We start from the raw sequence: 12,553 nt of genomic DNA on the forward strand, positions 1-12,553 counted from the left end.
AAGGTCATGTGCCGTGACGTCGGCGGCGGCCCGTCCGTGGCGGCGTGGGCCGGCGAGGGGGCCGGAGGTCGCCGCAGGGCGAAGGCCAGGGCGGCCCTCAGCCGCGCAGGCCCCGCCGCGCCGCCAGCAGCAGCAGTCCGGTGCCCCAGCCGAAGGCGCCGTTGATGACCAGGCTGCGCCACCAGCGGCCGGTATCGAAGCCGGCCATCAGCGGTTGCTCGCGCAGCGCCGCCACCACGGTGAAGCCCACCAGCGAGCAGCAGATCCCCATCAGCAGCCCCGCCAGCAGCGGCGGCCAGCGGCGGCGGGTCGAGGCCAGGAACAGGCCGAGGCCGCTGCCCCAGACCCCGCCCCAGAACGCCATCGAGGCCAGTTGCGGCACGCCGAGCGGCGGCACCGGGTTCAGGCGGAAGGGCGGGTTCGCCACCAGCCCCGCCGCATGCAGCAGCGCCACGGTGCCTTGGTGGAACACCAGCACCGACAGCACGCCGGCGGCGAAGCCGACCAGCGCCGCGCGTAGCAGGGTCATGGCGGCGGGACGGCAGTGCCGCGGCTGCGGTGCATCGGTGTGTCTTCCTTGCGGTGCCGGACACGATGCGGGATGCCCGGCGCGGCGGCAATGGCGTGCGCCGGGCCGACCTTGCCCGCGCGGCCCGTCCCGCGCAGTTTGTGCCATCCATTGTCGGGAGAGACGCGGTGAACGGTGCCGAGAGCCTGGTGCATACACTTCTTGGGTGTGGCGTGGAGGTCTGCTTCGCCAACCCCGGCACGAGCGAGATGCATTTCGTCGCCGCACTCGACCGCATCCCGGGCATGAAGTGCGTGCTCGGCCTGCAGGAGAACGTCGTCACCGGCATGGCCGACGGCTATTGGCGCATGACCGAGACGCCGGCCGCGACGCTGCTGCATTGCGGCCCGGGCCTGGCGAACGGCCTGTCGAACCTGCACAACGCGCGGCGCGCGCGGTCGGGCATCGTGAATTGCGTGGGCGACCAGGCGACATACCACCGTCCCTTCGATGCCCCCCTGACCGCGGATACCGAGGGCTGGGCGCGCGGCGTGTCGCAGTGGATGCGGACCTCGACCAAGGCGACCGAGGTGGGTGCCGATGCGGCGGCCGCAGTGCAGGCGGCGCGCACCTCGCCCGGGCAGATCGCGACGCTCATCCTGCCGTCGGACACCTGCTGGGACGACGGCGGCGTGGTGGCGCAGCCGCTGCCCGTGCCGCAGCCGCAGGCGGCCGATCCGCTGGCCATCCGCAATGCCGCGCGCATCCTGCGCGAGAAGAAGAACGTGCTGATCCTGCTGGGCGGCAAGGCGCTGCGCGAGGGCGCGCAGGCCTATGCCTGGCGCGCCGCGCAGGCGACCGGCGCGAAGCTGCTGGCGGAGGGGTCGAACGGCCGCACCCAGCGCGGCCAGGGGCGCCTGCCGCTGGAGCGCGTGCCCTATCCGGCCGATGTCGCGATCAAGGCGTTGGAATGGGTCGAGCACATCATCCTGGTGAATGCGCGCGGGCCGGTCGGCTTCTTCGCCTATCCCGGCAAGCCCTCGTTGCACTATCCGGCGAAGGCCGAGCTGCATGTGCTGACGCGCTACGAACAGGATGCCGAGGCGGCGCTGGCCGCGCTGTGCGCCGAGCTGAACGCGCCGGCCATCCCGATGCCCGATGTCGGCCGCCGCCCCGAGCGCGCGCGCGGCGCACCGAGCCCCGAGGGCCTGGCGCGCACCGTGGCCGCGCTGATGCCCGAGGATGCGATCATCGCCGATGAGAGCGTCTCCTACGGCCGCGGCTTCTTCCCCGAGACGGTGGCCGCCCCGAAGCATGACTGGCTGCAGATCACCGGCGGGGCGATCGGCTGCGGGCTGCCGCTGGCGACGGGTGCGGCGATCGGCGGCGGTGGGCGGCGGGTGATCAACCTGCAGGCCGACGGGTCGGCGATGTACACGGTGCAGGCGCTGTGGACCCAGGCACGCGAGAAGCTTCCGGTGACGACCGTCATCCTGTCCAACCGCAAGTACCAGATCCTGCTCGGCGAATATCAGAACGTCGGCGCCAATCCGGGGCCCACGGCGATGAACATGCTGGACCTGGGCAATCCCGACATCGGCTGGGTCAAGATGGCCGAGGCGATGGGCGTCGAGGCGGCGCAGGCCACCACGCTCGACCAGGTGGCGGACCTGATGGCGCAGTCCTTCGCGCGGCCGGGGCCGTTCCTGATCGAGTTGGTGATCTGAGTTTTTGTTTGACCCTCAGACGGCGGGCGCCGGCCGTCCGGCCGGCTTGCCTTCGCGCCACGCACTGGCGCGCCCGGCGCGGCTGATGGTCTGGGCGCGGTCGCGCTGTGCGCTCCCGGCCCGATGCAGGGCATCGGGCCGCTGGGTGGCGCGGTGGGTCAGGGGTGGTTTGGATCGCGCAGGGCCTGGACCTGCGCTCGTTCTGGTCAGGGGAGAAGACGCGCCATGGACATGCAGCTTCAGGGCAAGCGGGTGCTGGTCACCGGCGGATCGAAGGGCATCGGCCTGGCCTGCGCCGAGGCCTTTGCCGCCGAGGGCTGCGACGTGGTGCTGGCATCGCGCGATGCCGCGGCACTCGCCACCGCTGCCGACAAGGTGCGCGCACAACGCCAGGTGCGCGTCGAGACCTTCGCCGCCGACCTCTCGCAGGATGCCGAGCGCGAGCGCCTGCACGCCACGCATGGCAGCATCGACATCCTGGTGAACAACGCCGGCGCCATCCCGGCCGGGCGGCTGGCCGACATCTCGATGGCGCGCTGGAAGCAGGCCTGGGACCTCAAGGTCTTCGGCTACATCCACATGTGCCAGCTGTTCCTGCCGACGATGGAGGCGCGCCGCGCCGGCGCCATCGTCAACATCATCGGCATGGCGGGGCGCGCGCCGCGCGCCGGCTACATCGCCGGCGGCGCGGGCAATGCGGCGCTGATCGCCTTCACCAGTGCGATCGGCGCGGCGGCGCAGGCCAGCGGCGTCAAGGTGGTCGGCATCAACCCGGCCGTCACCAAGACCGACCGCATGCTCACCCAGGCGCGCACCCATGCGAAGAACCAGCTCGGCGACGAGGAACGCTGGGCCGAGACGCTCACCGGCCTGCCCTTCGGCCGCCCGATCGAGGCCAGCGAGATCGCCGACCTCGCGGTGTTCCTGGCCTCGCCGCGCGGGCACTACGTGAACGGCACGGTGGTCGATGTCGATGGCGGGGGGATGTTCCGCGCCTGACGACGGGCGCGCGCCGGGCCGCCCGCGTCGACCGCGGCCCGCCCGGCCGCTTGATCTGCGTCAAGGCGGATGCCCGCTGTCGGCGCCAGGCTGCTGCATCGTGGGTTCGGCGCTGGCCCGTCCCGTCGCGCCGCGGTGACGATCGCCGGGCGCGCCAGGGCAGCCGGACCGGGAGCAACGCCGATGCAGAAATCCGCCAAGGCCCGGCCGTCGCGGCACGGCGCGCCGGCAGTCGCCGCACCTGCGGCACCCCCGCCCAAGGCCACCGCCGTTCATGGCGCATCGCTCGACGAGCGATTCGCGGCGGGCAAGGCCCTGCGCGACGCCGTGCCGCGATCGTCGCAGGCACCCTGGAAGCGCCCGGCCGACCGGCCGGACCCCATCGCCCTGCTGCAGCAATCCGACCCCGACCGCCTGCCCGAGCTGGTGCCCATCCGCTACGGCCGCATGCTGCAATCGCCCTTCGCCTTCTATCGCGGTTCCGCCGCGATCATGGCGAGCGACCTCGCGAAGTCGCCCAGCACCGGTCTGCGCGTGCAGGCCTGCGGCGACTGCCACCTGATGAATTTCGGCGGCTTCGCCTCGCCCGAGCGCAACGTGCTGTTCGACATCAATGATTTCGACGAGACGCTGCCCGCGCCCTGGGAATGGGATGTGAAGCGCCTGGTCGCGTCCATGGTGCTGGCGGCGCGTGCGAACGGCCTGTCGGACAAGGACGGGCGGGCTGCCGCGGTCGCTGCGTCGCGCAGCTACCGCAAGCGGCTGCGCGACTTCGCGGGGATGCAGCCGCTCGATGTCTGGTACGCGCGCATCACCGCCGAGGACGTGGCGGAGGCCGCGCCGCCGGAGGTCGCGGACCGGCTGCGCGCGCGCGTCGCCAAGGCGATGGACGGCAGCAGTTCCGAATACGATTTCCCGCGCCTGGCTGGCGTGGTCGGCGGGCGCACCACCATCCGCGACGCGCCGCCGCTGATATTCCACCCCGACATCGCCCGGACGCCGGAATTCAACGACACGCTGGACCAGGTCTTCGCCGCCTATCGGGCAACGCTGAGCGACGACCGCCGCGTGCTGCTCGATCGCTACCGGATCGTGGATGCCGCGATCAAGGTCGTGGGCGTCGGCAGCGTGGGGCGGCGGTGCTGGATCGTGCTGATGATGTCCGCCGCCAACGAACCGCTGTTCCTGCAGGTGAAGGAAGCGGTGCCCTCGGTGCTCGAACCCCATGCGGGTGCGAGCGCCTATGCGCATCACGGGCAGCGGGTGGTGATGGGGCAGCGGCTGATGCAGCCGGCCTCCGACCTGTTCCTCGGCTGGGTGACGGCGCCCAATGGCCGCCAGTTCTACTTCCGCCAGCTGCGCGACGCGAAGATCAAGCCGCTGGTGGAGACCTTCGACGATGCGATGATGGAGACCTACGGCAAGCTGTGCGGCTGGTCGCTCGCCCGCGCGCATGCGCGCAGCGCCGAGGTCGCGGGCATCGCCGGGTACCTGGGCAGCGGCGACCAGTTCGACGAGGCGATGGGCGATTTCGCGCTGGCCTATGCCGACCAGGCCGAACGCGACCACGCCGCGCTGAAGGCGGCTGTGCGCAAGGGCAGCGTGGCCGTCACCACGGATGCCTGACGCGCCGGCCGGGCGGCGCGGCCCCGCCGGTCATCGCCGCCAGGGGCTGGTGCGCCAGAGCTCGCCATAGGCGCGCGCCTGGTCCTCCACGAAGCGTGTCATGGTGGGCCGGTCCATGTGCCGCACGATCAGGAAGTCGCGTTCCGCCAGCGCGCGGAAATCCGGGTCGTTCGCGGTGCGGCGCACCGCTTCCTCCCAGCGTGCGAGGATCGGCGCGGGGGTGGCGGCCGGCAGCGCGAAGCCGCGCGCCGAACCCACCAGCACGTCCACGCCCTGCTCGACGCCCGTGGGCAGGTCCGGCGCCCTGTCCCAGCGCTCGCGCTCCATGATGGCCACCACGCGCAGCGTGCCCTGGATGTGCGCGCGCACCGTCAGGCTGACGGTCGAGATCGACCCGGCCACATGCCCGCCCTGGACCAGCTGCATCGCCTGGCCGGCGCCCTGCGTCGGCACCCAGGTGAAGCGCACGCCGGCGGCGCGTTCGATCGCCATCAGCGCGAGGTGCGGCGCGCTGCCCACGCCCGCGCCGGCGATGTTGATCGCCTCGGGCTGCGCGCGCGCCGCCTCGACCAGGTCGCGCAGGCTGCGGTACGGCGTGTCGGTGCCGACGAAGACCGTATAGGGCTCGTCGGTCAGCAGCCCGACATAGGCGAAGCTGTCCACGCGGTAGCGCGGGGTGTTGTCGTAGAGCGCCGTCACCAGCGCGGGGAAGGACACCAGCGCGACATGCCGCCCGTCCGGCGCGGCGGCCGCGACATCGTTCAGCATCAGCATCCCGCCGGCGCCGGGCTTGTTCACCACGATGATCTGCGCGCCGCCCAGGTGCCTTTCGAGGAACGGGGCCGCCATGCGCGCGGCGAGGTCGATGTTGCCGCCTGGCGCGAAGCCGACGTAGATCTGAATGGGCCTTTCCTGGGCCTGTGCAACGAGGGCCGGCAGCGCAAGCGCCCCGCCGATCAGGATGCGACGCGTCGTCACCTGCGGTGTCTCCCGGGCCATTGCCGCGCAACGGTGCCCCGCCCGTGGCGCAGCGCGCAAGGCCGTTGCACGACCGCGCCGTTCGGCTAGGCTTGCCCGATCCATCGCGGAGCATGCCGGATGCTGCGATTCAGCAATTTCCTGTTTCCCGAAAGCCGCGACCCCGACCGCGACGCCGATGTCATCGCCGATTGCGTGGCGGAAGCGAAGCTGTGCGACGAGCTCGGCGTGGAAGTGCTCTGGCTGGCCGAACACCATTTCGACGGCAACTGCGCCTATGTCGATCCGGTCACCTTCGCCGCCGCCATCCTGGCGGCGACCAAGCGCATCAAGGTCGGCTTCGCGGTGGCGCAGGTTTCGCTGCACCACCCGATGCGGCTCGCGGAGCAGATGTCGCTGCTCGACAACCTGGGCAAGGGGCGCGTGATCGTCGGCCTGGGCCGCGGCACCGCCTACAACGTGTATGAATACCAGGGCTACGGCATCCCGCACGAGGAAGCGGCCGAACGCTACGAGGAAGCCGAGGGCATCATGCTCAAGGCCTGGACCAGCCCGCAGGGCTTCCGGCACGAGGGCAAGCACTGGACGCTGAATGTCCCGCGCCTGCGCCCCACGCCCTACACCAGGCCGCACCCGTACCTGATCCGCGCCGCGTCGTCGGAGGATGGCGCACTGCATCTCGCGCGCCGCGGCCTGCCCTTCCTGATGAACGTGCAGTCGCTCGAGACCACGGCGAAGCGCCTCGCTTCCTATCGCGCCACGATGGTCGAGGCGGGTTTCGACGCCGCGCATGTCGCGCGCTGCATGGATGAATCCTGGGTGTGGCGGAACGTGGTGGTCGCCGAGACCGACGACGAAGCCCGCCGCATCGGCATCCCGGCCTTCGAGGCGATGCAGGAGCACCGCAAGAAGCTGCGCGAACGCATCTACGCCGAACAGGGCATCATCATGAAGAAGGAGACGGTGCCGCCGGCGCGCGTGAATCCCGACCTCGCGCTGATCGCGGGTTCGCCCGCAACCGTCGCAGCGCGCATGGCCGAGGTCGAGCAGACCGGCGTGGGTGGGGTGATCTGCTCCTTTCGGCTCGGCCCGATGCCGGCGGAGGTCGCGGCAAACTCCATCCGCCTGTTCATGGAGAAGGTGGCGCCGCGCTTCACGGCGGCACCGGTGCCCGCGGCGGCCGAGTAGCCGCAGCGCAGCGCGATCCGCGCTGACGAACGTCATGTCGCCCGTCGCGCCGGCGGCGTGGCACGGACAAGAGCGGCCAGGCCCCCGAAAGGCGCGCGCGGGGGCGAGGCCCTCGCGCGGCCCTGATCAGTCCACCCGCACCACCAGCTTGCCGAAATTCTCGCCCTTCAGCAGGCCGATGAAGGCGCGCGGCGCCTTCGCCAGGCCATCGACCACGTCCTCGCGCCAGCGCAGCTTCCCCGCGCGGATCCAGCCCTCCATCTCGCCGCGGAAGGTGCCGTAGCGCGACCAGCCGGTGTCGCTCACGATGAAGCCCTGGATGCGCAACCGCTTGCGCACCACGGGGCCGAGGTTGGGCCCGGGCGGCGCGCCGGACGCGTCGGCGCCGGGCGCCTCGTTGTATTGCGCGACCATGCCGCACATCACCATGCGGCCGAAGTCGCGCAAGCGCGGGAAGACCGCGGCCTGGGTCTTGCCGCCGACATTCTCCCAATAGACGTCGATGCCCTCGGGTGCCGCGGCATCGAGCTGCGCGTCGAGGTCGCCATGGTGGTCGAGGCAGGCGTCGAAACCCAGTTCCTTGACCACGAAGTCGCATTTCCTGGCACCACCGGCGACGCCGATGACCTTGCAGCCGCGGATCTTGGCGATCTGCCCGACCACCTGCCCGACCGCGCCGGAGGCGGCCGAGACCACCACCGTCTCGCCGGGCTTGGGCTGGCCGATATCCTCGAGGCCGCACCAGGCGGTCAGCCCCGGCATCCCGAGCACGCCCAGGCTGGCGGATAGCGGCGGATCGGCCGCCGGCACCTTGAACAGCCGCTCCGGCCCGACCACCGAGAATCGTTGCCACCCATAGCCGCCCAGCACGATGTCGCCCGCCGCGAAGCCGGGGTGGCGGGAGGCCACGACCTCGCCCGCGGTCTGGCCTTCCATCACGGCGCCGAGGGCGACCGGCTTGGCATAGGATTTCGCATCCGCCATGCGGCCGCGCATATAGGGGTCGAGCGACAGGAAGCGCGCGCGCACCAGCACCTGGCCCTCGGCGGGCTCGGGCACCGGCGTCTCGACGATGTCGAAATCCTCGGGCACCGGCGCGCCCACCGGGCGGCGCTTCAGCAGGATCTGCAGGTTGGTCTCGGCCATGGGGTCCTCCGGGGATGCCGGAGGATGCCATGGGCGAGGTCCGCCGGCGAGGCGGGGCCGGGCGCGCCGGTCAGCGGCGCGCCTTGCCCTTGGCGATCTCGCGCTCGATCGACGAGCGTTCGGTGGCGCCGGAGCGGCGGATGATCTCGCGCACGATCGCCGGCGAAACGCGGTGGCGCTTCGCCAGATAGGCGATGTCGTCCTCGATGTTCGCTTCCGGCTTCGGCGTGGCGAGTTCGGTGGTGTCGGGAAGTGCCATGCTGGGGCTCCTGTCGCGCGGCCCGGCCAGGGGCGGGGCTGCAGAAGTGAAGGCGGGCGGCCCCTTCCCGCGGGCGGGATGGGCGGCGCCGGGCGGTGGTGCCGCCGGCGCGCGCCTGGTCGGGCGATTACTTGCGCCGTGCCTTGCGGGCGGCGTAGCGGGCGTCGCGCAGCGCCTTCTGCTCGGCGGCCAGGGCCAGGGCGCGGGCCTTCTTCTCGGCATCGAGCAGGACGGCGCGTTCCTCGGCCTCCATCGCGGCGGCGGCGGCGGCGCGGGCGGCTTCGGCCTCGCGCTTGGCCTGTTCGGCAGCTTCGCGGGCCAGTTCGGCCTGGCGGGCGGCCTCGGCGATGGCCTGGCGCTCGGCTTCCTCGGCGGCAGCCTTGGCGATGGCGGCGCGCTCGGCCTCGCGGGCGAGGCGACGCTCCTCGCGGGCCTCGGCCACGGCGCGCTGGGCGGCCAGGCGCTCCTGGACCACGGGGTCATCGGGGCCGGGCTGGGCGCGGAAGCGCTCCATCATGGCCTTGCGAGCCTTTTCCGCGGCTTCGCGGCGGGAATTGTGGTCGTCGCGCTTCAGGCCTTGCATCGTGTCTTTCTGCTGTCCCTGTGTTGTGGGGCCGTCTGTGTGGCCGGGTCAGCCCAGGATGTCGAGGACGATCCGGCGAATTTCGGCGGCGCTGAGGCCGCCCTGCTCGGGATGGCCGGCGATCGGCGCCGGGGTGGTCGGGGCCGTGCGCGGCGTGCGCCGCGCGGCGTAGTGATGGGTCGGAATGGTGATGTCTCGTTTTTTTATGGGGTGGCGCCGCCCGCGGGGGGCGGCGCGCACCGTGTCGAAGAAGCGTCGGCCGGCGGCCTGGGCTGGCGGCACCGCCGGGGCGGTGCGCCGGCCCGGCGCTGGCCGGGCCGCGGGGCGCTCAGGCCCGGCGGAGATTGGTGGCCGAGGTCTTGCCCTGCTGGCCCTTCTGGAGGTCGAATTCGAGCTTGTCGCCTTCCTGCGGCGTGCCGATGCCCGAACGCTCGACGTCCGAGATGTGCAGGAAGACGTCCTTGGAGCCGTCGTCGGGCTGGATGAAGCCGTAGCCCTTGGTCGCGTTGAACCACTTGATGGTGCCGGTGGACATGGAGGAGTTCCGTCTGAACGTGTTGCCGCCGCCGCACGAAAGCCGTGCGCCGGATCAATCATCTGTAGGGAGCGGGCGGCGGGCTCGGGCTCGATGACGGTGCATGAGCGGGGAGAGCGCAGCGGGACCAAACAAAGCTGACGGGGTCTACATAGGGCACCGCCGCCGGAATTGAAAGGAATCATTTGTGACCGAATGATGCGTGTGCGGCGATTCGCCTGGATTCAGGTACGACGCGACCCGAAATTCAGCTGTTGTTGCGGTCCGGAGGGCAGGACATGGACATGACGGCCGGTGCCGCCGATGGATACTGGACGCCGCTGCGCCTGATCGACGCGCTGGCCGCGCGCGGCGATGCGCCGGCCATCGTGTCGATGCGCGGCGAGGCCGCGAGTGCCGTGGCCGCCGCCGCGCTGGCCGATGATGCGCGCCGGCTGGCGGCCGGCCTGGTCGCCGCCGGGATGGCGCCGGGCGAGGCCGTCGCGCTGCATGCGCCCAATTCGCCCGACTGGATCGCGGTGCGCCTCGCCATCGGCGCCACCGGGGCGCTGCCCATGGCGATCGACGACCTGACCGACACGGCGGCGGCCGCGGCGATCATTGCCGGCGCCGGCTGCCGATGGGCCTTCGCCTCCGCCGCCCATGCGGCTGAACTGCCGCCGCGCGAGGGGCTGCGCGTGGTGCTGGTGGACCAGCCCGGCGCGCCTGGCGGCTGGCATGCGCTGCGTGCCGCCGCCCCCGCGCCATTGCCGGTGCCCGCGCCCGGCGATGCCGCGCTGATCGTCGCGACCTCCGGCACCAGCGGCGCGCCGAAGCTGTTCGCCCTGACCCATGCGAACCTGACCGCGAACCTGCACGGCGTGCTGGCGCAGGGGCTGATCGGCGCGGCCGACCGCATGCTGGTGCCGTTGCCGCTGCATCACGTCTATCCGCTGCTGGTCGGGCTGATGACGCCGATCGCCGCGGGGGCGACCATCATCCTGCCCGAGGCGGTGACCGGCCCGCAGCTGGTGCAGGCGCTCAAGGGCGGGCGCGCGACCATCATGATCGGCGTGCCGCGGCTGTATGTGGCGCTGCTGGCGGGGCTGCAGGCGCGCGTCGCGTCGCGCGGGCGGGCGGCGCGGCTGGTCTTCGCCGGGCTGCTGGAAGTGGCGACCGCGCTGCGCAAGGGCGGTGTCGATGTCGGGCGGCGGCTGTTCGGCACGCTCCACGCGCAGATGGCGCCGGACCTGCGGCTGATGGTCTCGGGCGGCGCCAAGCTCGATGCCGAGAGCACCTGGATGCTGGAGGCGCTGGGCTGGCGCGTCGCCAGCGGCTACGGCCTGGCCGAGACCGCCTCCCTGTTCACCGGCAATACGCCCGCGGCGCAGCGTGTCGGTTCGGAAGGCCGGCCGATCGCCGCGGGCACGCGCATCCGCATCGCCGCGCCGGATCCGCTCGGCATCGGGGAGATCGAACTGCACGGCCCGAATGTCTTCGGCGGCTACCGCGACGATCCCGCGGCCAATGACGCCGCCTTCACCGCCGATGGCTGGTTGCGCACCGGCGACCTGGGGCGGCTCGACACCGACGGCTTCCTGCACGTGACCGGGCGCAGCAAGGAACTGATCGTGCTGGGCGGCGGCAAGAACGTGATGCCGGAGGAGGTCGAGGCCGCCTATGCCGCGCATCCCGCGATCGCCGAGATCGCGGTGCTGGAGCGCGCCGGCGCGCTGGTGGCGGTGGTGGTGCCGGATCTCGCGGCGCTGCGGGCCGCGGGCAATGCGCGCCCGGAGGATGTGGTGCGTGTCGCGCTGGCCGCCGCGGCGCAGGACCTGCCGCCGTACCAGCGCCTGGCGGGCTATGTGCTGGCGCGCGACCCGCTGCCGCGCACAAGGCTGGGCAAGATCCGGCGCTTCCTGCTGCCCGCGCTGCATGACGACCTGCTGGCGGGCCGCGCGGTCGCCGCCGTCGCGCCGTTGAACGAGGCCGATGCGGCCTTGGTCGCGACGCCTGGCGCGCGCGAAGTCTGGGACCTGCTGAAAGCGCGCTACCCCGGCAAGCCGGTGGCGCCGGAGGCGGAGCTGGCGCTCGACCTCGGCATCGACAGCCTGGAATGGGTGTCGCTGGCGATGGAGATCGAGGCCCGCACCGGGCTGCGCCTGACCGCCGAGGAGATGGCGGGCATGAGCACGATCCGCGCCCTGCTGGCGCGCGCGACCGATGGCGCGCCGGCGCCACCCACGCGCGACCCCGCGGCGCTGGCGGCCGAGGTCGCGGCCGCGACGACGCCGCCCTCGCCGCTGGTGTTTCCGATGCGCGCGGCCGGTTGGGGGCTGGCGCGCGGCATCGGGCGGGCGATGTTCGACCTGCGCGCGACCGGCACCGGGAACGTGCCGCGTCGCGGCGCCTTCGTGATCGTGGCGAACCATGTGAGCGACCTCGACCCCGGGCTGGTCGCCGCCGCGCTGCCGTTCCGCGCGGCCCGGCGGCTGTGGTGGTCGGGCGCGGCGGAGCGGTTGTTCGTGAACCGCGCGGCCCGCGCCTTCTCGCGCACCTTCCAGGTGTTTCCGGTGGAGGAACGCGCGCCCGGCCAGGCCATCGCGATGGCGCGCGCGGTCCTGGCGCGCGGCGACGGGCTGGTGTGGTTCCCGGAATCCTGGCGCTCCCCCGATGGGCAGTTGCAGCGCTTCCTGCCCGGCATCGGCCTGGTGCTGGACGGGATGGCGGATGTCACGGTGGTGCCCGCGCATGTCGCCGGCGCCTTCGAGGCGATGCCGCGCGATGCGCGCCTGCCGCGCCGCCACCCTGTGCGCGTGGCCTTCGGCGCCCCGGTGATGGCGGCTGCGCTGGCCAGCGATGCCCCCGATCCGCGGCTGCGGGCCGAGCACATGGCGAACCGGCTGCACGGGCTGGTCGCGGCGATGGCGCCCGCGCCCTGACGGCGGGCGGCGCGTCGCCTGCGCCGGTTTCACGGGCCGCCAGGCTGCTCTAGCCTGCCGGGCAAGAACCTGCCCAACACGGA

At 72.5% G+C, this 12,553-nt stretch carries 12 protein-coding genes; 5 read left to right on the forward strand and 7 right to left on the reverse strand.

Annotated features, from left to right (window positions below; translation table 11 throughout):
* Positions 1-97: 97 nt before the first annotated feature.
* The gene (locus LQ222_RS11655; RefSeq protein ID WP_230166569.1) at positions 98-529 is read right to left on the reverse strand and encodes a hypothetical protein; all 432 of its coding nucleotides are present in this window, start codon (positions 527-529) and stop codon (positions 98-100) included.
* Positions 530-696: 167 nt separating this feature from the next.
* Between LQ222_RS11655 and LQ222_RS11660 the strand changes: the two genes are divergently transcribed.
* The 3 genes from LQ222_RS11660 to LQ222_RS11670 all read left to right on the forward strand — a co-directional run bounded on the left by LQ222_RS11660 (position 697) and on the right by LQ222_RS11670 (position 4,860).
* The gene (locus LQ222_RS11660) at positions 697-2,235 is read left to right on the forward strand and encodes an acetolactate synthase large subunit (RefSeq protein WP_230166571.1); all 1,539 of its coding nucleotides are present in this window, start codon (positions 697-699) and stop codon (positions 2,233-2,235) included.
* 225 nt (positions 2,236-2,460) lie between these two features.
* Entirely contained in the window at positions 2,461-3,234 is a 774-nt protein-coding gene (locus LQ222_RS11665; RefSeq protein ID WP_230166573.1) for a short-chain dehydrogenase/reductase, read from the forward strand.
* A 183-nt stretch (positions 3,235-3,417) separates the two neighbouring features.
* Positions 3,418-4,860, forward strand: coding sequence for a DUF2252 domain-containing protein (locus LQ222_RS11670; RefSeq protein ID WP_230166574.1), 1,443 nt, complete (start codon positions 3,418-3,420; stop codon positions 4,858-4,860).
* Between the two features lie 30 nt (positions 4,861-4,890).
* Here LQ222_RS11670 and LQ222_RS11675 read toward each other — a convergent pair whose 3' ends face one another.
* Positions 4,891-5,838 carry a tripartite tricarboxylate transporter substrate binding protein gene (locus LQ222_RS11675; protein ID WP_230166576.1) on the reverse strand — a complete coding sequence of 316 codons (948 nt, stop codon included), beginning with the start codon at positions 5,836-5,838 and terminating at the stop codon, positions 4,891-4,893.
* Positions 5,839-5,958: 120 nt separating this feature from the next.
* On the opposite strand from LQ222_RS11675, the gene LQ222_RS11680 reads away from it, so the two are divergent.
* Complete coding sequence (locus LQ222_RS11680) at positions 5,959-7,026, forward strand: LLM class flavin-dependent oxidoreductase (protein WP_230166577.1); 1,068 nt, start codon at positions 5,959-5,961, stop codon at positions 7,024-7,026.
* A gap of 126 nt (positions 7,027-7,152) precedes the next feature.
* On the opposite strand, the gene LQ222_RS11685 is transcribed toward LQ222_RS11680, so the two are convergent.
* The 5 genes from LQ222_RS11685 to LQ222_RS11705 form a co-directional block, all read right to left on the reverse strand.
* Positions 7,153-8,172 carry an NADP-dependent oxidoreductase gene (locus LQ222_RS11685; protein ID WP_230166578.1) on the reverse strand — a complete coding sequence of 340 codons (1,020 nt, stop codon included), beginning with the start codon at positions 8,170-8,172 and terminating at the stop codon, positions 7,153-7,155.
* Positions 8,173-8,242: 70 nt separating this feature from the next.
* Complete coding sequence (locus LQ222_RS11690) at positions 8,243-8,431, reverse strand: hypothetical protein (RefSeq protein ID WP_230166579.1); 189 nt, start codon at positions 8,429-8,431, stop codon at positions 8,243-8,245.
* A 127-nt stretch (positions 8,432-8,558) separates the two neighbouring features.
* Positions 8,559-9,014, reverse strand: a complete 456-nt coding sequence (locus LQ222_RS11695) for a DUF6481 family protein (protein ID WP_230166580.1) — start codon at positions 9,012-9,014, stop codon at positions 8,559-8,561.
* Between the two features lie 48 nt (positions 9,015-9,062).
* Complete coding sequence (locus tag LQ222_RS11700; RefSeq protein WP_230166581.1) at positions 9,063-9,296, reverse strand: hypothetical protein; 234 nt, start codon at positions 9,294-9,296, stop codon at positions 9,063-9,065.
* 46 nt (positions 9,297-9,342) lie between these two features.
* Entirely contained in the window at positions 9,343-9,549 is a 207-nt protein-coding gene (locus LQ222_RS11705) for a cold-shock protein (protein WP_230166582.1), read from the reverse strand.
* Between the two features lie 278 nt (positions 9,550-9,827).
* Here LQ222_RS11705 and LQ222_RS11710 point away from each other — a divergent pair, with 278 nt between their 5' ends.
* Positions 9,828-12,470 carry an AMP-binding protein gene (locus LQ222_RS11710; protein WP_230166584.1) on the forward strand — a complete coding sequence of 881 codons (2,643 nt, stop codon included), beginning with the start codon at positions 9,828-9,830 and terminating at the stop codon, positions 12,468-12,470.
* The last annotated feature ends 83 nt before the right edge of the window (positions 12,471-12,553 follow it).

Source organism: Roseomonas sp. CECT 9278 (assembly GCF_918698155.1).
Taxonomy (GTDB): domain Bacteria; phylum Pseudomonadota; class Alphaproteobacteria; order Acetobacterales; family Acetobacteraceae; genus Neoroseomonas.

What these genes read in the sequence shown, in the direction of transcription:
- LQ222_RS11655 (WP_230166569.1), bottom strand. Translation starts at nt 529, where the DNA reads ATGACCCTGCTACGCGCGGCGCTGGTCGGCTTCGCCGCCGGCGTGCTG.
- LQ222_RS11665 (WP_230166573.1), top strand. Translation starts at nt 2,461, where the DNA reads ATGGACATGCAGCTTCAGGGCAAGCGGGTGCTGGTCACCGGCGGATCG.
- LQ222_RS11670 (WP_230166574.1), top strand. Translation starts at nt 3,418, where the DNA reads ATGCAGAAATCCGCCAAGGCCCGGCCGTCGCGGCACGGCGCGCCGGCA.
- LQ222_RS11680 (WP_230166577.1), top strand. Translation starts at nt 5,959, where the DNA reads ATGCTGCGATTCAGCAATTTCCTGTTTCCCGAAAGCCGCGACCCCGAC.
- LQ222_RS11685 (WP_230166578.1), bottom strand. Translation starts at nt 8,172, where the DNA reads ATGGCCGAGACCAACCTGCAGATCCTGCTGAAGCGCCGCCCGGTGGGC.
- LQ222_RS11690 (WP_230166579.1), bottom strand. Translation starts at nt 8,431, where the DNA reads ATGGCACTTCCCGACACCACCGAACTCGCCACGCCGAAGCCGGAAGCG.
- LQ222_RS11695 (WP_230166580.1), bottom strand. Translation starts at nt 9,014, where the DNA reads ATGCAAGGCCTGAAGCGCGACGACCACAATTCCCGCCGCGAAGCCGCG.
- LQ222_RS11705 (WP_230166582.1), bottom strand. Translation starts at nt 9,549, where the DNA reads ATGTCCACCGGCACCATCAAGTGGTTCAACGCGACCAAGGGCTACGGC.
- LQ222_RS11710 (WP_230166584.1), top strand. Translation starts at nt 9,828, where the DNA reads ATGGACATGACGGCCGGTGCCGCCGATGGATACTGGACGCCGCTGCGC.